The 19,856-nt window shown below is 68.1% G+C and carries 16 protein-coding genes, 1 tRNA gene and 1 pseudogene; 7 read left to right on the top strand and 11 right to left on the bottom strand.

Annotated features, from left to right (window positions below; genetic code table 11):
- Window positions 1-37: 37 nt before the first annotated feature.
- Entirely contained in the window at window positions 38-922 is an 885-nt protein-coding gene (prmC, locus tag ACP69V_RS00225) for a peptide chain release factor N(5)-glutamine methyltransferase (RefSeq protein ID WP_426022164.1), read from the bottom strand.
- Between the two features lie 77 nt (window positions 923-999).
- Here prmC and ACP69V_RS00220 point away from each other — a divergent pair, with 77 nt between their 5' ends.
- Complete coding sequence (locus ACP69V_RS00220) at window positions 1,000-2,325, top strand: YihY/virulence factor BrkB family protein (RefSeq protein ID WP_426022163.1); 1,326 nt, start codon at window positions 1,000-1,002, stop codon at window positions 2,323-2,325.
- Here ACP69V_RS00220 and hslU read toward each other — a convergent pair.
- Complete coding sequence (gene hslU, locus ACP69V_RS00215; protein ID WP_426022162.1) at window positions 2,315-3,616, bottom strand: ATP-dependent protease ATPase subunit HslU; 1,302 nt, start codon at window positions 3,614-3,616, stop codon at window positions 2,315-2,317. The genes ACP69V_RS00220 and hslU overlap by 11 nt on opposite strands.
- Before the next feature lie 140 nt (window positions 3,617-3,756).
- Here hslU and ACP69V_RS00210 point away from each other — a divergent pair, with 140 nt between their 5' ends.
- The gene (locus ACP69V_RS00210) at window positions 3,757-4,287 is read left to right on the top strand and encodes a GNAT family N-acetyltransferase (protein ID WP_426022161.1); all 531 of its coding nucleotides are present in this window, start codon (window positions 3,757-3,759) and stop codon (window positions 4,285-4,287) included.
- Window positions 4,288-4,357: 70 nt separating this feature from the next.
- Here ACP69V_RS00210 and ppa read toward each other — a convergent pair whose 3' ends face one another.
- On the bottom strand, window positions 4,358-4,918 hold the full coding sequence (gene ppa, locus ACP69V_RS00205; protein ID WP_135193748.1) for an inorganic diphosphatase: 561 nt from the start codon (window positions 4,916-4,918) through the stop codon (window positions 4,358-4,360).
- A 128-nt stretch (window positions 4,919-5,046) separates the two neighbouring features.
- Here ppa and ACP69V_RS00200 point away from each other — a divergent pair, with 128 nt between their 5' ends.
- Window positions 5,047-5,730: a DUF599 domain-containing protein gene (locus tag ACP69V_RS00200; RefSeq protein ID WP_346494742.1), complete on the top strand. Its 684-nt coding sequence runs from the start codon at window positions 5,047-5,049 to the stop codon at window positions 5,728-5,730.
- Between the two features lie 283 nt (window positions 5,731-6,013).
- Here ACP69V_RS00200 and ACP69V_RS00195 read toward each other — a convergent pair whose 3' ends face one another.
- Complete coding sequence (locus ACP69V_RS00195; RefSeq protein ID WP_426022160.1) at window positions 6,014-6,829, bottom strand: N-formylglutamate amidohydrolase; 816 nt, start codon at window positions 6,827-6,829, stop codon at window positions 6,014-6,016.
- Window positions 6,830-6,941: 112 nt separating this feature from the next.
- On the opposite strand from ACP69V_RS00195, the gene cpdR reads away from it, so the two are divergent.
- Window positions 6,942-7,298, top strand: a complete 357-nt coding sequence (gene cpdR, locus ACP69V_RS00190; RefSeq protein ID WP_017506825.1) for a cell cycle two-component system response regulator CpdR — start codon at window positions 6,942-6,944, stop codon at window positions 7,296-7,298.
- A gap of 126 nt (window positions 7,299-7,424) precedes the next feature.
- A tRNA-Val gene (locus ACP69V_RS00185) sits at window positions 7,425-7,499 on the top strand.
- 280 nt (window positions 7,500-7,779) lie between these two features.
- On the opposite strand, the gene ACP69V_RS00180 is transcribed toward ACP69V_RS00185, so the two are convergent.
- The 4 genes and pseudogenes from ACP69V_RS00180 to ACP69V_RS00165 all read right to left on the bottom strand — a co-directional run.
- A complete protein-coding gene (locus tag ACP69V_RS00180; protein ID WP_066629264.1) occupies window positions 7,780-8,022 on the bottom strand; it encodes an ammonium transporter family protein in 243 nt (80 codons plus the stop codon).
- A gap of 10 nt (window positions 8,023-8,032) precedes the next feature.
- Window positions 8,033-8,419, bottom strand: coding sequence for a copper resistance protein CopC (locus tag ACP69V_RS00175; RefSeq protein ID WP_245159507.1), 387 nt, complete (start codon window positions 8,417-8,419; stop codon window positions 8,033-8,035).
- Window positions 8,420-8,436: 17 nt separating this feature from the next.
- Window positions 8,437-9,630: a copper resistance protein B gene (locus ACP69V_RS00170; protein WP_066629267.1), complete on the bottom strand. Its 1,194-nt coding sequence runs from the start codon at window positions 9,628-9,630 to the stop codon at window positions 8,437-8,439.
- Window positions 9,627-10,244: pseudogene (locus tag ACP69V_RS00165) on the bottom strand (multicopper oxidase domain-containing protein); the annotation flags it as partial. The pseudogene ACP69V_RS00165 and the gene ACP69V_RS00170, both read right to left, overlap by 4 nt.
- Here ACP69V_RS00165 and ACP69V_RS00160 point away from each other — a divergent pair.
- A complete protein-coding gene (locus tag ACP69V_RS00160; protein WP_426022159.1) occupies window positions 10,183-13,989 on the top strand; it encodes an efflux RND transporter permease subunit in 3,807 nt (1,268 codons plus the stop codon). The pseudogene ACP69V_RS00165 and the gene ACP69V_RS00160 sit on opposite strands and share 62 nt — an antisense overlap.
- Window positions 13,986-14,579, top strand: a complete 594-nt coding sequence (locus ACP69V_RS00155) for a cation transporter (RefSeq protein WP_426022158.1) — start codon at window positions 13,986-13,988, stop codon at window positions 14,577-14,579. Before ACP69V_RS00160 ends, ACP69V_RS00155 begins: the two co-directional genes overlap by 4 nt.
- On the opposite strand, the gene ACP69V_RS00150 is transcribed toward ACP69V_RS00155, so the two are convergent.
- The 3 genes from ACP69V_RS00150 to ACP69V_RS00140 form a co-directional block, all read right to left on the bottom strand.
- Window positions 14,576-14,866, bottom strand: coding sequence for a hypothetical protein (locus ACP69V_RS00150; protein WP_426022157.1), 291 nt, complete (start codon window positions 14,864-14,866; stop codon window positions 14,576-14,578). The two genes, ACP69V_RS00155 and ACP69V_RS00150, sit on opposite strands and share 4 nt — an antisense overlap.
- 153 nt (window positions 14,867-15,019) lie before the next feature.
- A complete protein-coding gene (locus ACP69V_RS00145) occupies window positions 15,020-16,396 on the bottom strand; it encodes a transposase (protein WP_426024010.1) in 1,377 nt (458 codons plus the stop codon).
- A 432-nt stretch (window positions 16,397-16,828) separates the two neighbouring features.
- Window positions 16,829-19,834 (bottom strand): TonB-dependent receptor, encoded by a 3,006-nt coding sequence (locus tag ACP69V_RS00140; RefSeq protein WP_426022156.1) that lies wholly within the window; start codon window positions 19,832-19,834, stop codon window positions 16,829-16,831.
- Window positions 19,835-19,856 lie beyond the last annotated feature (22 nt).

The raw sequence follows: 19,856 nt of genomic DNA, 5'->3' as shown, positions 1-19,856 counted from the left end.
GGTGACGCTTTGAAATCAAAGCGTTACCGTGCCGAAGTCAGTCTTTGGGGATCGGGTTGGTCCTCGGGTCCGGGCCGTTGGTGATGACGCGGTCGCGTTCGCCCAGGTCCTTGATGATCTTGACGTCGGTGAAGCCGGCGGCCTCGAACAGGGCCTTGACCTGGGGGCCCTGGTCCCAGCCGATCTCGACGGCGAAGACGCCGCCGGGTTTCAGGATGCGCCTCACCTCGGGCGCCAGGTCGCGATAGGCCTGCAGTCCGTCGGGGCCGCCGTCCAGGGCCAGGTGCGGGTCGTGGTCGCGGACCTCGGGGTCCAGGGTCGCGATATGGTCGGTGGGGATATAGGGCGGGTTGGACAAAACGAGGTCGAAGCTGGCGTCGCCGAAGCCCGCCGCCCATTCGGTGCGCAGGAAGACGGCGCGGTCGTTCAAATCCAGGTTGGCCGCATTCTCCTTGGCCACGGCCAAGGCCTCCGACGAGATGTCGGTGCCGACGCCCTTGGCGGCCGGCCGCTCGGCCAGCAGCGCCAGCAGGATCGCGCCCGAGCCTGTGCCCAGGTCGATGGCGTCGAAGGCCTCGTTGCGGGCGAATGCCAGCATGGACACGTCCATCAGGGTTTCGGTGTCGGGGCGGGGGCTGAGGACGTCGGGCGTGACGTTCAGCATGATCTTCCAGAAGCCCTTCTTGCCGATGATGCGCGACACCGGCTCGCGCTTCAGGCGGCGCTCGACCATGGCCTCATAGGCGCCCAGCTGGTCGTCGGTGATGACGCGGTAGGGGTCGGTCAGGATGTCCATGCGGCTGGCGCCGGCGGCGGCCTCCAGCAGCAGGCGGGCGTCGATGGCGGGGCTGTCGATGCGGCCGGTCTTCAGCCTGGCCTGGGCGGCCTTCCACGCGGTCAGCAGGGTGTTGGATGCGGTCATGGTCGCTGATTGGCCCGCGCGGGCGCCGATTTCAAGCATTTGCGGAACGGGCGAGCAGCTATACCGTTCGCCAGACCATGTCCGACCGCAAGTCCCCCCGCCGCCCGTCCGTCCTGTCCAGCCTCGCCCGCAGCCTGTCGTCGTCGTCGCGTCCGTCGCGCCGGGGGGGCAAGGGAGGCGGCGGGGGAGGCGGCGGGATCTGGCGCTATGTGGCGGCGGCCGTCGGGGGACTGACGGCCGGGGCGGGCGCGGCCCACCTGCTGTACAGCCAGGGGCACAAGGTGGGGGTCGAGCTGCGTCCCGAACGCCCCGAGCCCCTGCCGCCCAAGCCCCCCACGCCCGAGGACTATGACGCCAAGGAGCCGGGGCGGGGCCGCATGGCCAGGCGGCCCGAGCACATCCCGCACAGGGGCTGGTCCGACATCGTCTGGCGCACCGGCGGCTCCTATTTCGGGGACCGGGTCGGGTTCCTGGCGGGGGGCGTGACCTTCTTCACCCTGCTGTCGCTGTTCCCCCTGCTGGGTACGTTCGTGACCCTGTACGGCCTGTTCGCCGATCCGTCCGACGCCTGGGGGCGGCTGAACGTCCTCTACGCCCTCTTGCCGTCCAGCATCGCCGAGTTCCTGGGCGGGGAGATGCAGCGCCTGGCCCAGAACTCCAACAGCCAGCTGACCTTCACCCTGATCTGGACCCTGGCCCTGTCGTTGTGGACCGCCAACGGGGCGGTCAAGGTGTTGTTCTACGGGCTGAACGTCGCCTACCACGAGATCGAGATGCGCAACCTCGTGCGCTACAACCTGATCTGTATGGGATTCACCGTCGGGGCCATCTTCGCCGTGCTGCTGACCTCGGTGCTGGTCGTGGGCGTGCCGGTGGTGGTGCGGCTGTTCGGGCTGGAGGAGGAGTGGGGCTATCTGGCGCTGTTGCGCTGGCCGCTGCTGCTGGCGGGCTATATCGCCGCCCTGACCGTCATCTACCGCTTCGGTCCCTGCAGGCAGAGGGCGCGCTGGCGCTGGGTCACGCCGGGTGCGATCTTTGCGGCGCTGCTCAGTCTGACGGTGTCCTTCCTGTTCAGCTGGTATCTGAACAACTTCGTTCGGACCGACAGCTATGGCCCGCTGGCGGCCATGATGGGTTTCCTGCTGTGGACCTGGCTGTCGGTGCAGGTGATCCTGATGGGCGCCGAGCTGAACGCCGAGATCGAGCACCAGACCGCCGTGGACACCACGACCGGCAAGCCGCTGCCGATCGGCGAGCGGGGCGCCAAGGTCGCCGACAGCATCGGCGCCCGACGCGGCAACCCCGCCGCCCTGGCCTTCACCCAGCGTCAGGCCGAGCGGGTGGCGGACCGGTTCCGAAACCGCCAGAACCGCAAGGCCGTGGAGGCCGCCTCTAAAGAATGAAGCGGCTCAGATCGACGTCCCTGGTCAGGGCGTCCATCTTCTCGCGCACGGCGTCGCCGTCGAAGGCCACGGTCTGGCCCGACAGGTCCGAGGCCTTGAAGCTGGTCTCCTCCAGCACCCGCTCCATCACGGTCTGAAGCCGGCGCGCGCCGATGTTCTCGATGGCGCTGTTGGCCGCCACCGCCGCATCGGCCATGGCCTCCACAGCATCGTCGGTGAAGGTCAGGGTCACGTCCTCGGTCGCCAGCAGGGCCTGGTTCTGACGGATCAGATTGGCCTCGGGCTCGGTCAGGATGCGCTTGAAGTCGTCGCGCGTCAGGGCCTTCAGCTCGACCCGGATCGGCAGCCGTCCCTGAAGCTCGGGCAACAGATCCGACGGCTTGGCGACGTGGAAGGCGCCCGAGGCGATGAACAGCACATGGTCGGTCTTCACCGGCCCGTATTTGGTCGAGACGGTGGTCCCCTCGATCAGTGGCAGCAGGTCGCGCTGGACCCCCTCGCGCGACACGTCGGCCCCGGATGCGCCTTGCCGCGCGGCGACCTTGTCGATCTCGTCCAGGAAGACGATGCCCTCGTTCTCGGCCAGCATCAGCGCTTCTTGCGTCAGGCTGTCCTGATCCAGCAGCTTGTCGCCCTCCTCGGCGATCAGGGGCGTGGTCGCGTCGCGGACCATCAGCTTGACGGTCTTGGTGCGCCCGCCGCCCATCTTGCCCAGCATGTCCGACAGGTTCAGCAGGCCGACGTTGCCGGCGCCGGGAATATCCAGCCCGTGGATGGGCGAGGCGGCATCCGCCAGCGTGATCTCGATCTCCTTGTCGTCCAGCTCTCCGGCCCGCAGCTTCTTCCTGAAGCTGTCGCGCGTCGCCGGGCCCGCCCCCGGTCCAACCAGGGCGTCCAGGATCCGGTCCTCGGCCGCGGCCTCGGCGCGCGCCCGCACCTCGCCGCGCCGCCGATCGCGCACCATGACGAGGGCGCTCTCGACCAGGTCGCGCATGATTTGATCCACGTCGCGGCCGACATAGCCGACCTCGGTGAACTTGGTCGCCTCGACCTTCAGGAAGGGCGACCCCGCCAGCCGCGCCAGACGCCGGGCGATCTCGGTCTTGCCGACGCCGGTCGGGCCGATCATCAGGATGTTCTTGGGCGTCACCTCGTCGCGCAGGTCCGCCGGCACGCGCTTCCTGCGCCAGCGGTTCCTCAACGCCACGGCCACGGCGCGCTTGGCGTCGTTCTGGCCGACGATATAGCGATCCAGTTCGGAGACGATCTCGCGGGGGGTCAGTTCAGTCATGCGATGCAGATAGGAGGCGCCGAACCGTTGCGGGAGAGGGCAGGCCGTCGCGTCGTGCGATTGTCGCCGCGAACCTGATCTATAGACCCGCCGTCGGTCGTGCATGTGCGCCCGCCGATGCGAAAAGAAGCGAGACCGTCATGACGCCGTTGGAAACCGATCGCTTGATCCTGAGGAACTTCGACGCCGCCGATGCGGCGGACCTGTTCGCCTATCTGCACAAACCCGCGGTGAGCTGTTTTGCGCCTCTGCGGCTGGAGGACATGGATGCAGCCGAGGCCAAGGCGCGCAAACGCGGCGAGTCCGACGACTATATCGCCGTCGAGCTGAAGGCAGAAGGACGGGTGATCGGGGATGTCTTCGGCATGTTCGAAGAGCCGGACACCTATTCAATCGGGTGGAATTTCAACCCGGCGTTCGGCGGCGCCGGCTATGCGTCGGAGGCTGCGGTGGCTCTGGTCGATCATCTGTTCCGACAGAAGAAGGCGCGGCGCCTCTATGCCTATACCGAGGACGACAACCTGTCGTCTCAACGCCTTTGCGAGCGCTTGAAGATGCGCCGCGAGGGCCTGTTCCGCGAGTTCATATCCTTCGAGACCGACAGTGACGGCCAGCCGATCTACGTCAACACCTACCAGTACGCCCTGCTGCGCAACGAGTGGAAGGGCTGACAGCCGACGCCCAACAAAAAGGCGCCCTCCGGCGGAGGGCGCCTTTGATGTGTCTGCCGATGTCGCCCGATCAGGCGGCGTTGGCGGCCTTGGTCTTGGCCAGCTTGTCCTGGTGGGCCTTCATGCCTGCCGCGATCAGGTCGGCGGCTTCTCCGGCGTCGCCCCAGCCCTGGACCGTGACCGACTTGCCCTTTTCCAGGTCCTTGTAGCGGGTGAAGAAGTGCTCGATCTGCTCGATCAGGATGGCGGGCAGCTGACGATAGCTGGCGATCTCGGTGTAATAGGGGTTCAGCTTGTCGACCGGTACGGCCAGGATCTTCTCGTCGCCGCCGGCCTCGTCCGTCATCTTCAGCACGCCGATGGGGCGCGAGCGGATGACGCAGCCCGGAACGACCGGCGTCGGGTTCAGCACGATCACGTCGCAGGGGTCGCCGTCGTCCGACAGGGTGTGCGGGATGAAGCCGTAGTTGCCCGGATAGTACATGGCGGTGTGCAGGAAGCGGTCAACGAACAGGGCGCCGGACGCCTTGTCCATCTCGTATTTCACCGGCAGGCCGCCCTGCGGGATCTCGATGATGACGTTGATGTCCCAGGGGGCGTTGGGACCGACCGGAATGGCGTCAAGGTTCATGGCGGATCTTTGCTGCGACTGCGAAATTCGAAAAGGCGAGGCGTGATAAGCCTACCAGCCCGCAACGGCAAGCGCGACATGTGGCGGACAGGCTTGCGTCCGGGCGCGTCATCGCGGACATCTGGCGCATGACCTTGACCGACTGGGCCGCCCTGGCGCTCTTTTTCATCTGCTGGCTGGGATACAGCCCCATCCTGGCCTTCATCAGCAGGAAGGGCGGCTCGCTGAACAAGGACATGGAGCATGTCCGCGCGGTGTGGATGAAGTCCATGACCCACCGCGAGATGAAGCTGATCGACAGCCAGCTGATGGGCCATTCGATCAACTCGGCCTCCTTCTTCGCCTCGACCAACCTGCTGCTGATCGCGGCGGTCGGCGGGATATTGTTCGGCGGCGAGAGCGCGCTGCAGGGGTTCGCGGCCGTCGGAGCCGAGAACGTGCCGCTCAAGATCCTGGAGGCCAAGCTGGCCCTGGTGCTGGTGTGCTTGGCGCGCGGCTTCTTGGATTTCATCTGGGCGCTGCGCCAGATGAACTACACCCTGGCCCTGATCGGTTCGGCCCCCGAACTCCATTCCAACACCGACCGCAAGGCGTTCAGCGAGGCGGCGGGGCAACTTCTGAATCCCGCCCTCAGTTCCTTCAGCCAAGGGGTGAGGGGATACTATTTCGCCCTGGCGGCAGCGGCGTGGCTGTTCGGTCCGCTGTGGCTGGCGTTGGGGGTGGCGTCGTCGTTCGGCCTGCTGATCTATCGCCAGGAAGCGTCGCCGGCCGCCCGCGCCATTCGCAACGCGCGGCGGTTGCTGGAGCAGTGAGGCTGGCTATTTCGCAAGTGCGAGATAAGGCTTGGCGTCAGACTTTGGTCTAATACGCGCCATGTTATCGGTTACATGCCGTATTTGCGTAACACGGCGTGACCGCGAAGGCGCATATCGGCCTTGACCCATTGTGCATCGCAACCTAGGTTGACCTCTGACGCCTCCGGGCGTCTTGCCCTTCCTGGGCGTTTCCTCCCTATAGACTTTAATGCCGCACCTTCGGGTGCGGCTTTTTTTTGATCTGATCAGCGATCAGTCAGGCGACCCCAAGGCTTTGCGCTTACGGCTCCGCACACAGGGCGGCGATCACGCGCGACAGGGCCTTTTGGGTTGCGGCGTAGGTTGGGGCGGGCGCAAGCGTCGCCTCGTCCAGATACAGCCGCCGGCTCAGCTCGATCTGGATCGCCTCATAGCCGTCGTCCGGTCGACCCCAGCGTTGGGTGGACCAGCCCCCGGCATAGGGATGGTTCTGCGCCACCCGCCAGCCCAGCCCCTCGAAAAGCTCGCGCAGCCGCCGGCTGAGACGTGCGCTGCAGGCCGAGCCGTAACGGTCGCCCAGCACCACCTCGGCCCCCACCGCCCGCGTCGGCATGGAATGCCAGTCGATCATCACCGCCCTGCCGTGCGTCGCCCGCGTCGTCTCCATCAGTTCGCCCAGCGCCTGGTGATAGGGGCGGTGAACCCTGTCGATGCGGCCCTGCGCCTCGGCCAGGCTCAACCGACGCGCATAGAGGGCCGTCCCGTCGCCGGCCAGGCGCGGCACGACGCCGTAGCCGGCCGCCGTCTTGGCCCCGACCGGCCCATCCAGGCCGTCGATCAGCGCCGGGTCCAGCTCGCCGGGGTCGCGGTTCAGATCGACATAGGCCCGGCCGACGCGGCCCTCGATCAGGGGCGCGCCCTGACGCGGCCCCTCCGCGATCAGCTGTCCGACCAGGGCGTCCTCGGCGCTTTTCAGGCTGGAGAGCGACAGGTCGGGCGCGGCGCCCATGTCGTTGGGATAGCGGTCGCCTGAGTGGGGCGAGGCGAACACCAGCGCGGTCGCCTTGACGTCCGCGGCCGGCGCGGTGATCGAAAAGCTGTCGCCGCCGTCGGTCATGCCTCCGCATAACGGGTTTCGCTGTGGAAGGAAGTCGGCTGATCGGTGAATTTCATCGGCGGTTTACCGTTGCGCCTCTAGTCTGGTCGTCTGTTTCAAAGGTGTTTCTCGAATGGCGCGTATCCTCCTGGCCGAAGACGACGGTTCGTTGCGCGGGTTTCTGACGCGCGCGCTGGAGCGGGCGGGCCATCAGGTCATCGACTGCGAGAACGGCGACGACGCCATCGACGCCCTGGAACACGGCCCCTACGACCTGCTGCTGACCGACATCGTCATGCCGGGCGCTGACGGGATTGAGGTGGCGCGCGTCGCCGCCGCTCGCCAGCCGGGCCTGCGCATCATGTTCATCACCGGTTTCGCCGCCGTGGCCCTGACCGCCGCCCAGGCCACGCCGGACGCCAAGGTCCTGTCAAAGCCCGTCCACCTGCGCGACCTGGTCAACGAGGTCGAGCGTATGGTCGCCGCCTGAGCGGCTGATCTGACGGCGGTTTTCGAGAAATCTCTTTCTGGCCGTGAAATCGGCTTGATGAAGCCCGGCCTCGCCGCTATACGACCGCTCTTCCCGCTCCGAACCGCTTTTTCGGAGCCCTACGGCGGATGCGTAGCTCAGCGGGAGAGCACCTCGTTGACATCGAGGGGGTCACAGGTTCAATCCCTGTCGCGTCCACCATTCTTCTCAATGACTTAGCCTACCGCAGCCTGCAGGCGCTGGCCAGAAACTGGCCGGAAACGCTTCTGCAAGACGACGATCGGCCGGTTTCGGCCGCTGGCGTTTGCCGCATATTTGGTCTCTACCGCCGCCTTTGACTCTTTGGCGACTCCGGGAGCGTCCGCTTTCCGGTGTGAGCCAAAGTTTGTTCTGGGGCATTGCAGCCTCGACCTTAGCGCGCTCGACCGATGGTCGTCGGCGGTTGGGCGGAGAGTTCCTGCCGAAATCGTAGAAGTGTCGCTTAGGTTGGTGAACGCTGCTGATTGTGGTTCACGGCCTCTGACGAAGGCCTCGCAGGCGCGCTGTCAGGTGCCAGTGAATGAGCGGGAGCCGAAGACGCATCATCCTGCATCTCGTCGCAGCACGTCATAGCCGCGTCCGCAGCCATGTCCTTGCAACAATCGCAGCCTTCGGCCGCCAGAGCCGCGCCCGCGCTCAGGGTCAGGATCGCGCCGGCGGCGGCCAGCAGGTTGGAAACCCTCATCGTCGTTCTCCTAGTGAACCATGAAGCTGACGGAGCCGGACATCTTGTGGCCGTCCGGGCCTTCGGCGGTCCAGGCGGCCGTGTAGTTGCCCGGCGCGAGGCGCGGAAGAGCCACGCCGACGGTGGCGGCGGCCGGCGCGGCGGGGACAGTGACGTCGACCGGAGCCTGCCCCTCGGCGGAGAGGGCGACGGTCTTGAGGACCATGGCGTGGGGGAAGGTGACGCTGAACCGCTCGGGCGAACCCTGGGTCATCGCGCCATTCGCAGGAACGGTCGTGATGCCGGATTGGGGCGCTGCGGCCTGGGCCGGCATAGCGTGACCCGCATGCGGGTCCTGGGCGGCGGCGGCGCCGGCGAACGCGAGGGCGGCGGTGACAACGAGAGTGCGGATCATCATGGGGTTTTCTCCTTCGGTTAGAACCAGGCCTTGAGGCCGACGACGAAGCGGGTGTCGTCGGTCTCGCCGCCTCGGGCCTCGATGTAGTCGGCGGTATCGCCGAACGCGCGGCTCCACTCGATGCCGACATAGGGGGCGAACTCCTTGCGGAATTCGTAGCGCAGTCGCAGGCCCGCCTCGATCGAGGACAGGCCCGAACCGATCTCCAGTTCCGGAATGTCGCTGGCTGAAGCGTCGATTTCGAGGCGGGGCTGAAGGATCAGGCGCTGGGTGATGCGCTGGTCGTATTCGGCCTCGACGCGGGCGGTCAGGTCGCCGTCGGTCGACAGGAAGGCGGCGGCGTCGACTTCCCACCAATGGGGCGCCAGGCCCTGCAGGCCGAGGACCAGATGCGTGGTGTCCTCGCCGTCGGGCCGGAAGTCCTGACGCACGCCGGCCTGAACGTCCCAGAAGGGCGTGACCGCGCGGCTGTAGAGCGCCTGGACTTCAGCCTCCTCGAGCTCGCCGCCGAAGTCGCCTTCGCCCTCGGACTTCCACCAGAAGCGATTGATGTCGCCGCCCGTCCAGCCCTGGACGTCCCAGAGGTAGGTCTCGCCGTCGTCGCCGAAGCCGGCTTCGAGGCGATCGAGAATGACGGCCGTGGTGCGGACGTCGCCGTTTTCGTGAATCAGGGTCCGGCGAGAGGCGGCCATGGCCTCGGCGCCGAAGACGAGATCGGCGGCGTGGGCAGGGCCGGCCAGGGCGGCGGCCGGGAGCGGGTCCTCCGGAGGACGGCCGGGATTGTCGGAGCTGGTCGCCACATCGGGCGGCCCCATGCTCATGGTCGACATGTCATGCCCGGCGTGAGGGTCGGTCTGCGCGGGCGACATGGCCGACATGTCGTGGCCCGCGTGCGGATCAGCCTGGCCGGGCGTCGCCGCCGGCATCTGGTGTCCCGCGTGCGGGTCTACGGGCGCGGGCTGCGCCGGCATCTGGTGGCCTGCATGCGGATCCGCGGCGGGCGGCGTCTGCGCGGGCGGCATGACGTGACCGGCGTGCGGATCCTGCGCCGGTCGGGCCGGCGCCTGTGGCGTGGGCCGCGGTGCTGGCGCGGGGCGCGTCGGCGCCGCGGTCGCCGGCATCGTGTGGCCCGCGTGAGGGTCCTGGGCCTGGGCGCTGAAGGCGCTGGCGGCGAGCACCAGCGGGGCGAGGGCGACGGCGAGGCGGTTCATGACGCAGCTCCGTCCATGGGCCGCACCGTCACAACATTGAACATGCCGGCGTGCATGTGCATCAGCATGTGGCAGTGGAAGGCCCAATCACCGGGCGCGTCGGCGGTCAGATCGAAGGTCACCTTGCCGCCGGGCGCGACGTTGACCGTGTGCTTGAGGGGCTGGTGCCCGGCCGGTCCGCCGGTCACCAGTTCAAAGAAATGACCATGCAGATGGATCGGGTGGGCCATCATGGTGTCGTTGACCAGGGTCACCCGCACCCGCTCGTTGCGCTCGAAGCGGATCGGTTCGACCAGTTCGCTGAACTTTCGGCCGTCGAAGCCCCACATGAACCGCTCCATGTTGCCGGTCAGGTGGATCTCCATCGTCCGAGACGGGGGGCGCGGGTCCTTGTTCGGCTGGAGCGACACCAGGTCGGTGTAGACGAGGACGCGATGATCGACGGTCGTGAGACCGATCGGACGCTCACCCAGACGGTTGGCGGGGTCCATGGCGATCGCATCGACGCCGACGCCCACCGCCATGTCGGGCGGAGCGTTCTCGGGATCGCGCATGTTCATGCCCGACATGGACATCCCGGCCATCTCGCCGGCTGCGGGCGCGTTCGGCTGCGCCTTCGCCGTCCTGGCTCTGGCGGCCGGCTTTCCGGCCTGGGCCGATCCCGCGCCGGCCTTTGAACAACTGCTGACCCAGGCGTTGACCGCGCCCGCCGCGGCCGAAGCCGACGCCAATCTGGCCGCCGCCGACGGGCGGCTGGCCCAGGCCGGCGTCCGGCCCAATCCCGAACTGGGGCTCGAGGTCGAGAACATCCTCGGCCGCGGTCCCTTCCAGGGCGTGGATGGAGCCGAGACGACCCTGACGGTCTCGCAGGATCTGGAGCTCTGGGGGCGTCGCGGCGCCCGGGTCGGCGTCGCCCGGTCGGAGCGGGAAGCCGCCCGCTGGCGCCGCGACGCCAGCCGGCTGCAGGTCGCGGCCGGGCTCGCGGTCGCCTACGCCGACCGTCGACGGCGCCAGCGTCGTGTTCGTCGCAACACCCACCGGCTTTCGGGCCCAGCCCGTCGTCCCCGGTCGACAGGCGGGAGACCAGATCGAGATCGTGCGCGGCCTGACCGGCTCCGAGCGCATCGCCGGCGCCAACGCCTTCCTGCTGAAGGCCGAACTCGGCAAGGGCGCCGTGGAGCACGAGGACTGATGCTCGACCGGATCATCTCAGGGGCGGTGCGACACCGCTGGCTCGTCGTTCTGGCCGTCATCGTGCTCGCGGGTTTCGGCGTGCGCGAACTGCTGCGGCTGCCGATCGACGCCGTGCCCGACATCACCAACCGCCAAGTCCAGGTGACCACCGTCGCCCCCGCGCTGGGGCCGGAGGAGGTCGAACGCCAGGTGACCTTCCCGATGGAGACGGCTCTGGCCGGCCTACCCGGCCTGGTCGAGACCCGGTCGCTGTCGCGCCACGGCTTCTCCCAGATCACCGCCGTCTTCACCGATCGGACGGACATCTATTTCGCGCGCAGCCTGGTCAACGAGCGCATGCAGGCGGCGCGGGACGACCTTCCCGAAGGCGTTCAGCCGTCGATGGGGCCGGTCGTCACCGGCCTGGGCGAAGTCTTCATCTTCACCGTCGAGCTGAGCGGCCCGGCCGCCCGCACCGGCGCCGTCTACCTCACGCCCGAGGGCGAGCGCCTGACGACCGACGAGGAGAAGGCCACCTATCTGCGCACGGTGCAGGACTGGATCATCGCGCCCCAGCTCAAGACCGTCGAAGGCGTCGCCGGCATCGACGTCCAGGGCGGCTATGTGAAGGAGTACGCCGTCCATCCCGACCCGGCCCGTCTCGCCGCCTACGGCGTGGGCCTGGTGCAGCTGGTCGAGGCGCTCGAACACGCTAACCGCATCGCCGGGGCCGGTTATGTGAACCGGGCCGGCGAAGCCTACATCGTGCGCGCCGACGCCCGTATCCGCAGCCTCGACGAACTCGCCCAGACTCCGATCCTCAATCGCGGCGGCCAGGTGATCCGCGTCTCCGACGTCGCCAGGGTGGAGATCGGTCGCGCGCCGCGCCTCGGCTCGGCGAGCAGCAACGGCCGCGAGACCGTGGTCGGCACGGCGCTGATGCTCCAGGGCGAGAACTCCCGCGCCGTCGCGCACCGCGTCGGCGAGCGGCTTAAGGAGATCGGCGCGAGCCTGCCGCCGGGGGTCGTCGTCAAGCCGGCCCTGGATCGCACCCAGCTGGTCGAGGCCACGATCCGCACCGTCGAGCACAATCTGGCGCTCGGGGCCCTGCTGGTCATCGCCGTGCTGTTCTTCGCGCTCGGCAATGTGCGGGCGGCGATCATCACCGCCCTGGTGATCCCTCTCAGCTTCCTGTTCGCCGCCTCGGCGATGAACCGGTTCGGGATCAGCGCGAACCTGCTCAGCCTCGGCGCGCTGGACTTCGGCCTCATCGTCGACGGCGCCGTGGTCGTCATCGAAAACACCCTGCGGCGCCTCGCCATGCGCCGCGACAGCGTCGGCCGCGCCCTGAGTCTGCCGGAACGGCTGACCGTGGCCGTGGAGGCCGCCAAGGAGATGGCGCGACCGGCCGCTTTCGGCCAGGCCATCATCCTCCTCGTCTACGCCCCCCTGCTGATGTTCGAGGGGGTCGAGGGCAAGATGTTCGGACCCATGGCCGGCACGGTCATGTTGGCCCTGCTCGGAGCCTTCATTCTGTCCTTCACCTTCGTGCCGGCTATGGCCGCCATCTGGGTGCGCGAGCCCAAGGGCCACGACGACGAGACCCGGCTGAGCCGGGCGGCCAAGGCCCGCTACGAGCCGCTGCTGCGGCGGGTGGTGGAGCGTCCGAGGGCGGTCGTCGCCGGGGCGGGACTCGCGCTTGTGGTCGGACTGCTCGCCTTCCTCAGCCTCGGTCGCGAGTTCGTGCCGACGCTCGACGAGGGTGACGTTCTGGTCCAGGCGCTGCGGGTGCCATCCACCTCGCTCGAACAGAGCCAGGCCATGCAGTTCCAGGTCGAACGAACCCTGCAGGCGATGCCGGAGGTGGAGCAGGTCTTCACCCGCACCGGAACCGCCGAAGTGGCCTCCGATCCCATGCCGCCGTCGATCTCCGACACCTTTGTCATGCTCAAACCGCGCAGCGAATGGCCGAACCCCTCCCTGCCGAAGGCCGAGCTGGTCGAGCGCATGGAGGAAGAACTGGGCCACCTGCTGGGGAACAATTACGAGTTCACCCAGCCGATCCAGATGCGCTTCAACGAGCTGATCGCCGGGGTCCGGTCCGACGTAGCCGTCTCGGTCTATGGCGACGATTTCGCCGCCATGCAGGCCAGCGCCGACCAGGTCGCCGCCGTGCTGCGGCGCATCCCGGGGGCGGCCGACGTGCGCGTCGAACAGGTCTCGGGCCAGCCCTCGATCACCGCCGCCGTCGATCGGACGATAGCCGCGGCCCAGGGCGTGCACGCCAGCGACGCGGCGGACGCCCTAGCCATCGCCCTAGGCGGCCGGTCGGCCGGTCACGTCCTGGAGGGCGATCGCCGCTTCGACGTCGTCGTTCGCCTCGCCGACGACCTGCGCAACGACCCTGCGGTGATGGCACAGTTGCCGGTGATGCCGGAGGCCGCCGAACCCGGCGCGCTGACGGTGCCGCTTTCGGCCGTCGCCCGCTTCGACGTCACCGAAGGTCCCAACCAGATCAGCCGGGAGAACGGCAAGCGCCGCATCGTCGTTCAGGCCAACGTCCGGGGCCGCGATCTCGGCGGCTTCGTCAACGAGGCCCGGGCGGCCGTCGGTCGCGAGGTGCGCCCGCCCGTCTCCGGCTGGTTCGACTGGGGCGGGCAGTTCGAAAACCTCGAACGCGCCAGCGCCCGTCTGGCCATGATCGTGCCCCTGGTCTTCCTGACCATCGGCCTGCTGCTGTTCCTCGCCCTGCGCTCAATCAAGGACGCCGCCCTAGTCTTCGCGGGCGTGCCCCTGGCCCTCGTCGGCGGGGCAGTGGCGCTCCTGCTGCGCGGCATGCCCTTCTCGATCTCGGCGGCCGTCGGCTTCATCGCCGTGTCCGGCGTGGCGACGCTGAACGGGCTGGTGCTGATGCAGGCCATCCGCCAGCGTTACGAGGAAGGGGCCGCGCCTCTGGCTGCGGCCGTGGAAGGGGCCGTCAGTCGCCTTAGGGCCGTCCTGACCACGGCCCTCGTCGCCATGCTCGGCTTCATCCCGATGGCCTTCGCCTTCGGAGCGGGCGCCGAGGTCCAGAAGCCGCTGGCCACGGTCGTCATCGGCGGTCTGCTGACCGCCACGCTGCTGACACTGCTCGTGCTGCCGACCCTGGCGGCGCGCACCCTGGAGAAGAGAGAGGAGACCCCGTGACGACCAACGTCCAGCATGACCGCCAGCGCAGAACCTTGCTGGTCGTCCTGATCCTCAACGGCCTGCTGTTCGCCGGGCTCGGCCTGGGCGGTCTGCTCGCCGACTCCAGCGCCCTGCTGGCCAACGCGCTCGACAACGCCTCCGACAGCGTCGTCTATCTGATCAGCTTCCTCGCGGTCGGCCGGGCCCTGACATGGAAACGACGGGCGGCAACCACCTCCGGCGTGCTGCTGTTGATCTTCGCCGCCGGCGTTCTGATCGACGCCGGACGCCGCTGGTGGCTGGGGGCCGAGCCGATCGGCTGGACCATGATCGGCTTGGCCGTCGTCGCGGCGGTGGTCAATCTGATCTGCCTGCAACTGCTGCGGCGGCTGGAGGGCGACGACGTCAATCTGCGCGCCGCCGAGACCTTCAGTCTGAACGACTTCGCCTCCAATGGCGGCATCATCGTCGCGGGCGGGCTGGTGTTGTGGCTGGACCAGTCCTGGCCGGACCTGGTGGTCGGGGTCATCGTCGCCGGGATCGCCGCCAAGGGCGGTCTGGAGATACTGGAAGACGCGCGCAGGCCGGAACCGAAGGTCGGCGACTAGCAGTCAAAGTGCCCGTTAATTCGGTGCATGGCCTGCGTGTGGGCGTCGCCTTGCGAAGCCGACACGGGAGCGGGGCCCGGGACCGGGGCCGGGAAAGGCGCCTCGGACTTGATCTCGTCGCAGCAGTCCATCGCCGTGAGGGGCACCATGTTCTTGCAGCAGGCGCAGGCCTCGGCGGCCAGCGCCGCTCCGGCGGTGAGGGCGAGGAAGGCGGCGACCTCGCATGCGACGTGATGCTGACTGCCCTCAGCCCCGGCGTTTGCCTTGGGTCCGATGCCGGCGGCCAACAGCTAACGAGTGTCGGACGTTCCGAACGGATCCAGAAGGTCAGGTTTACGGCGACTAGGTAATGTCTGCTTTTGGCGGATACCGTTGAAAAAGTCGCCTGACTGAGATCGGCTTTGGTCAGGCTGTGGCGGGGTTCGTGACGCTTCAGGCCTTCAGGCGGGTGCTGGGGCGGGCTGTAGCGGGATCAGACGGGCCATTTTGCGCAGGTTCTGGGCGGTGGCTGCGAGGAGGAACTCGTCTCGGGCGCCGCAGGGACCGCGAAGGCGCAGCCGATCCAGCCTGAGGATGCGCTTGAGGTGGGCGAACAGCATCTCGACCTTCTTCCGCTCGCGCCGGGAGGTTACGTAGGCATCGGTCCTGGCGATGTCGCGGGCGACGTCCCTGGCGTCTTCGTGGATGGAACGGGTCACCTTCCGAGCCGGCCCGTTGGGGCAGCACTCGGGCTTCAGCGCGCAGGCGTCGCAATCGAGCTTGGAGGCGCGATAGCGATAGGTGTCATCCGGCGGTGCATCGGGGTGATCGGCGCGGAAGGCTCGCCGATATTGCTTCAGTTCCTTGCCGCCCGGACAGCGATAGAGGTCGGCGGCACGGTCGTAGGTGAAGTCGGCCCGGGAGAAGGTCCCGTCCGTGCGGCCAGACTTGTCGATGATCGGGATGTGCGGGGCGATCCCCTGGTCGTTGACCAGCCACTCCAGCATCTCGGCCGAGCCATAGGCGGTATCGGCGGCAAGGCGGTCGGGGTGGAGATCATGCCGATCCTGAACTCGCTCGATCATGGTGCGGGCCGCAGTCAGCTCGGCCGGCCGCACGGCGGTGGACGCCTCGACATCGACGATGACGGCGTGTTCCAGATCAATCAGGTAGTTGGTGGCATAGGCGAAGAAGGCCGGCCCCTTGTTGGCGGCCGTCCAGCGCGCGGCCGGATCCACCGGCGAGATGAACTTGGGCGTCACCGGCGTGGCCCCACCGAACGCCGCGTCATCCAGCACCGCTAGATACTCGTCGATAGCCCGGCTCGACGCCTCGGGCGGCAGACCAGGATCGCCCGGCACGCTGCGCTCCCGGTTCGCCTCGGCCTTGATCAGGCTGGCGTCCACGGCGAAGCCCTCGCCGCCGACCAAGCCTTCCGCCATGCAGCGGCGAAGGACCGTGTCGAACAACTGACGCAGCAGATCGCTGTCCCGGAAGCGGCCGTGGCGGTTCTTGGAGAAGGTCGAGTGGTCCGGCACGGCGCCTTCCAGACCCAGACGGCAGAACCAGCGATACGCCAGGTTCAGGTGGACCTCTTCGCACAGCCGACGCTCTGACCGGATGCCGAAGCAGTAGCCGACCAGCAGCATCCGGATCAGCAGTTCGGGGTCGATCGAGGGGCGACCTATGGCGCTGTAGAACGGAGCCAGATGCGCGCGCAGGCCCTCCAACTCGACAAACCGGTCAATCGACCTCAGCAGGTGGTTCGCCGGGACGTGGTCCTCCAGCGAGAAGGTATAGAACAGGGCCGCCTGATCGACCCGCCGCTCGCCCATCATCACGCTGCCTCCGGTCTCAATGACCAGAGTGAATCAGCCCCTGAAGCCCGTGGCAATTGCCGACTTTTTCAACGGTATCGGCGCGTAGCCGACATCCATTGGTTGGCAGGTAGCATGTGGCCGGAAACTAGCCGGATACAGGAAAAGCTGCCGCCATTTGCGTGCATTTATGGCAACGATCGCGGTCTCAAGCGGCACTGCTCGGTAAGTTTAGTCGCAACGGTCGCTGTGAAAGAATCGTTGCAAGTTCAAACGCTTCTACGCGATCCGGCTCAAATAGAAGCCGCTAGGCTGATGCGTAGCTCAGCGGAAGAGCACCTCGTTGACATCGAGGGGGTCACAGGTTCAATCCCTGTCGCGTCCACCATTTCCTTTCCAAGATATTCGAAGCGTTGAAGAAACCGCTAGCCGGCGGTTCCGGTGCCTGTCCCGCTACCAGTTCACTTCCAGGCCCAGCGACAGCTGGCGGCCGGCGGAGCCGATCTGGAGCAGGCGGGCGCGTGTGCCTTCGTAGGCCAGATCGCGGGTGTCAGACAGATTGGTCGCGGCGATCGACAGCCGGGTGCGGGCGTTGAGCCTGTAGGTGGCCTGGACGTCCAGGTATCCGGCGGAGCCGACGATGAAGGCCGACACCCCGCCGCCCTGCAGATCGGCCTCCGAGCGGAAGGCGGATCGCCATGACCATGACAGGTTCAGCGCCAGCGGCCCGCGCTCGAGATAGGGGCTGATCGACCAGGCGAGGTCGGACGCGCCGGTCAGCCGCTCGCCGCCCGCCAGACGGCTGTGGGTCCAGGTGGCGCTGGCCCATACCCCCAGCCCGCCGCCCAGCCGGTGGTGCAGCCCGGCCTCCAGCCCGTCGATCCTGGCCTGTCCGACATTGCGCGGGCGCGACATCAGGACCTGGGCCTGCACCGGCGCGCCGGTCTGGGTCTCGAAGGTCAGGGTCTCGATCGCCTCGGTCGCCTGGATGAAGTCGCGGATCGCCTTGTGGAACAGGGCCAGGCTGAAACTGGTCCGTCGGCCCGTGACCTCATAGGACAGGTCCAGATTTGTCGAGACATAGGGCGTCAGGGCCGGATTGCCGCCGATGCCGCTGAAGATCACGCCAGGTTTGGGGGTGTCGACGGCGGCCTGACCGCGCTCATAGATGTCCGACACCAGGACGCTTGCGGGCACCGTCGAGGCTCGGAGATCGGCCAGGGACGGCCGGGTGAGGGTTCGCGAGGCGGCCAGCCGCACGACCGCATCGTCGGCGACGTCGAAGGCCAGGTTCAGGCTGGGCAGCAGGATGGCGTCCTCGCCGTCATGGGTCAGGGGCAGGACCTGCGCGACGCCATCGACGCCGACCATGCGGGCGCCCTCGACATGGGTGCGGGTCCCGACCATCCGCAGGCCGGCGTTGCCGAAATAGGGCCGCCCCGCCGCCTGCCCGTCGAAGTCCAGCCGGACATAGGCGGCCGCGACGCGCTCTTCGACGCCATAGGAGTTTTGCAGGTCCGAACCCGTCGGGATCAGGTCGCCCGGTTGGAACGCCACGTCATCGCGCTCGCCCGCCAGGACGAAGGCGGCGCGCACCCGTTCGAAATCCGCCGTGGTCCATCGGCCGGGACGGCGCTGGATCAGGTCGGAGAAGACGTCGCCGGGCGTGGCCATGTCGTAGATGTCGGTGGCGTCGGTGTCCGCCGACCGCAAGGCCGCACGCCGGTCGCGCCTCTGATAGTCGCGGGTTCGGGCGCTGATCTGGCCTCCGATCCGAAGCCCCGACAGCCGCACCCCGGCCCAGGTCAGGTCCAGGCTGCGACGGGCGTCCATGAAGGCCGTTGCATCGTCGTCACGCGAGTCCACCGCCCTGATGCCGAGCTGGGCCAGGGTCAGGCGCGATGGATCCAGCAGGTCGAAATCGGTCGTCAGCGTGGCGGCCCTCCGCGACCCAGCCGCCTCTCCCACGTCGAAGGCGTAGGCGACGCCCTCGGGAGACTGGGCCGATAGCCGTTGCAGCGGCGTCTCCAGTACGGACCGGGCGCTGGAGACGCTGAGGCGAGGGGTCAGCCGCCAATCGCCCAGCCGCACCTCCGCGCCTGCCGAGGTGGCGAAGTTCAGGTGCGACTGGTCCGAGAATTCTGTGTTGTTGTCGATGCGGCCGTCCGCGATCCGGCCCGCCGTGACGACCCCGTCCTGGACCTGCTGGATGGCCCCCGGCGCCGCCAGCCGCGCGCCCAGGCCGAAGACCAGCCGGTCCTCGCGGATGGCGTTGTCGAAGGTCGAGACCAGGGCGTCGAGGTCGAGGCGAAGGTCGGGCGAGACCTGCCAGTCCGCGCCGACGAAGCCGCTGCGGCGGCGTCGATCCTCGCTTTCGACCGTGGTGCGCAGGTCGTTGGGAACCGCCAGGGTGCGGCCGTCCACGACGATCTCTCCATAGCGCATGACCTGAAACCGGTCGTAACGGACCGACCTCTGCTCCTGCGACAGACCGGCGAGCAGGCCGGCGGAACCGCCGGACGACACCCATCGTCCGCCGACCGACAGATAGGGGCTGATACGTCCATCCCGCGTCGTGGTTTCGCCGCCCAGCCGCAGCGTCAGGAACGGATCGCCGTCCAGCCCGCCGGCCGTCTCGATGTCGATGTTAGAACCGATGCCGCCCTCGGTCAGGTCCGCCGTCGCCGACTTGGTCAGGCGCGCGCCTGCCAGCAGATCGACGGACAGGGCGCGAAACCGGAACTGCCGCCCGCTCTGGGTCGAGTTGCGGATGTTCTCGTTGAAGGCCACGGGCGCGCCGTTCAGGGTCACGGACTGGAACAGCGGCCCCAGCCCCCGCACGCTGACGAACTGACCCTCGCCGACCTCGCGTTCGATGGCCACGCCCGGCACGCGCTGCAGAGCCTCGGCCAGATTTGCGGATGGCAGGTCGCCCATCCGTTCGGACGACAGGCCGTCGGAGATGACGTCGGCGTCGCGCTTGCGCCGCAAGGCCTCGTCGATCCGATCCGACAGGCGGCCGACGACCTCGACGGCGTCCAGCTCGGTCGTTTCCGGCGGGGGAGGGGCAGCAGGTCGGACGCTCGGGGCGACGGCCCAGATGCGCACGCCCCGCGATCCGACGAAGCGATAGCGCAGGTCGGTCCCCTCCAGCATCCGCGCCAGGGCGGCGCGCCAGCTCATCCGTCCGTTGACTGCGCGCGTGCGCACGTCCCGGCCGGGACGTTGGACGAAGGCCAGCTCGCACCCCGCCTCCAGGCACAGGCGCAACAGGGCGGACGAGGCGTCCTGGCCGGCGATGTCGAAGGTCTGAACACGCGATGCAGACTGGGCCCAAGCCTGGTGTGCCAGGGCCGGCTGGGCGAGCGCCGAGATCACGGCGACGGTCGCAACGCCGCAGACGACGCGCCATGGCTTGCGTCGCACGCCGGCGGGCAGCGATGCAGCGGGCGGTTTCAAACAGCGAGCCTCGGGGAGATGT

It is taken from the genome of Brevundimonas sp. PWP3-1b1, assembly GCF_049896065.1.
Lineage (GTDB): Bacteria > Pseudomonadota > Alphaproteobacteria > Caulobacterales > Caulobacteraceae > Brevundimonas > Brevundimonas intermedia_B.
This window is presented reverse-complemented; position numbering and strand designations above follow the sequence as displayed.

Bases quoted from the DNA above. Each gene is read 5' to 3' on its own strand.
- prmC (WP_426022164.1), bottom strand. From the start codon at position 922: ATGACCGCATCCAACACCCTGCTGACCGCGTGGAAGGCCGCCCAGGCC.
- ACP69V_RS00220 (WP_426022163.1), top strand. From the start codon at position 1,000: ATGTCCGACCGCAAGTCCCCCCGCCGCCCGTCCGTCCTGTCCAGCCTC.
- hslU (WP_426022162.1), bottom strand. From the start codon at position 3,616: ATGACTGAACTGACCCCCCGCGAGATCGTCTCCGAACTGGATCGCTAT.
- ACP69V_RS00210 (WP_426022161.1), top strand. From the start codon at position 3,757: ATGACGCCGTTGGAAACCGATCGCTTGATCCTGAGGAACTTCGACGCC.
- ppa (WP_135193748.1), bottom strand. From the start codon at position 4,918: ATGAACCTTGACGCCATTCCGGTCGGTCCCAACGCCCCCTGGGACATC.
- ACP69V_RS00200 (WP_346494742.1), top strand. From the start codon at position 5,047: ATGACCTTGACCGACTGGGCCGCCCTGGCGCTCTTTTTCATCTGCTGG.
- ACP69V_RS00195 (WP_426022160.1), bottom strand. From the start codon at position 6,829: ATGACCGACGGCGGCGACAGCTTTTCGATCACCGCGCCGGCCGCGGAC.
- cpdR (WP_017506825.1), top strand. From the start codon at position 6,942: ATGGCGCGTATCCTCCTGGCCGAAGACGACGGTTCGTTGCGCGGGTTT.
- ACP69V_RS00180 (WP_066629264.1), bottom strand. From the start codon at position 8,022: ATGAGGGTTTCCAACCTGCTGGCCGCCGCCGGCGCGATCCTGACCCTG.
- ACP69V_RS00175 (WP_245159507.1), bottom strand. From the start codon at position 8,419: ATGATGATCCGCACTCTCGTTGTCACCGCCGCCCTCGCGTTCGCCGGC.
- ACP69V_RS00170 (WP_066629267.1), bottom strand. From the start codon at position 9,630: ATGAACCGCCTCGCCGTCGCCCTCGCCCCGCTGGTGCTCGCCGCCAGC.
- ACP69V_RS00160 (WP_426022159.1), top strand. From the start codon at position 10,183: ATGTTCATGCCCGACATGGACATCCCGGCCATCTCGCCGGCTGCGGGC.
- ACP69V_RS00145 (WP_426024010.1), bottom strand. From the start codon at position 16,396: ATGATGGGCGAGCGGCGGGTCGATCAGGCGGCCCTGTTCTATACCTTC.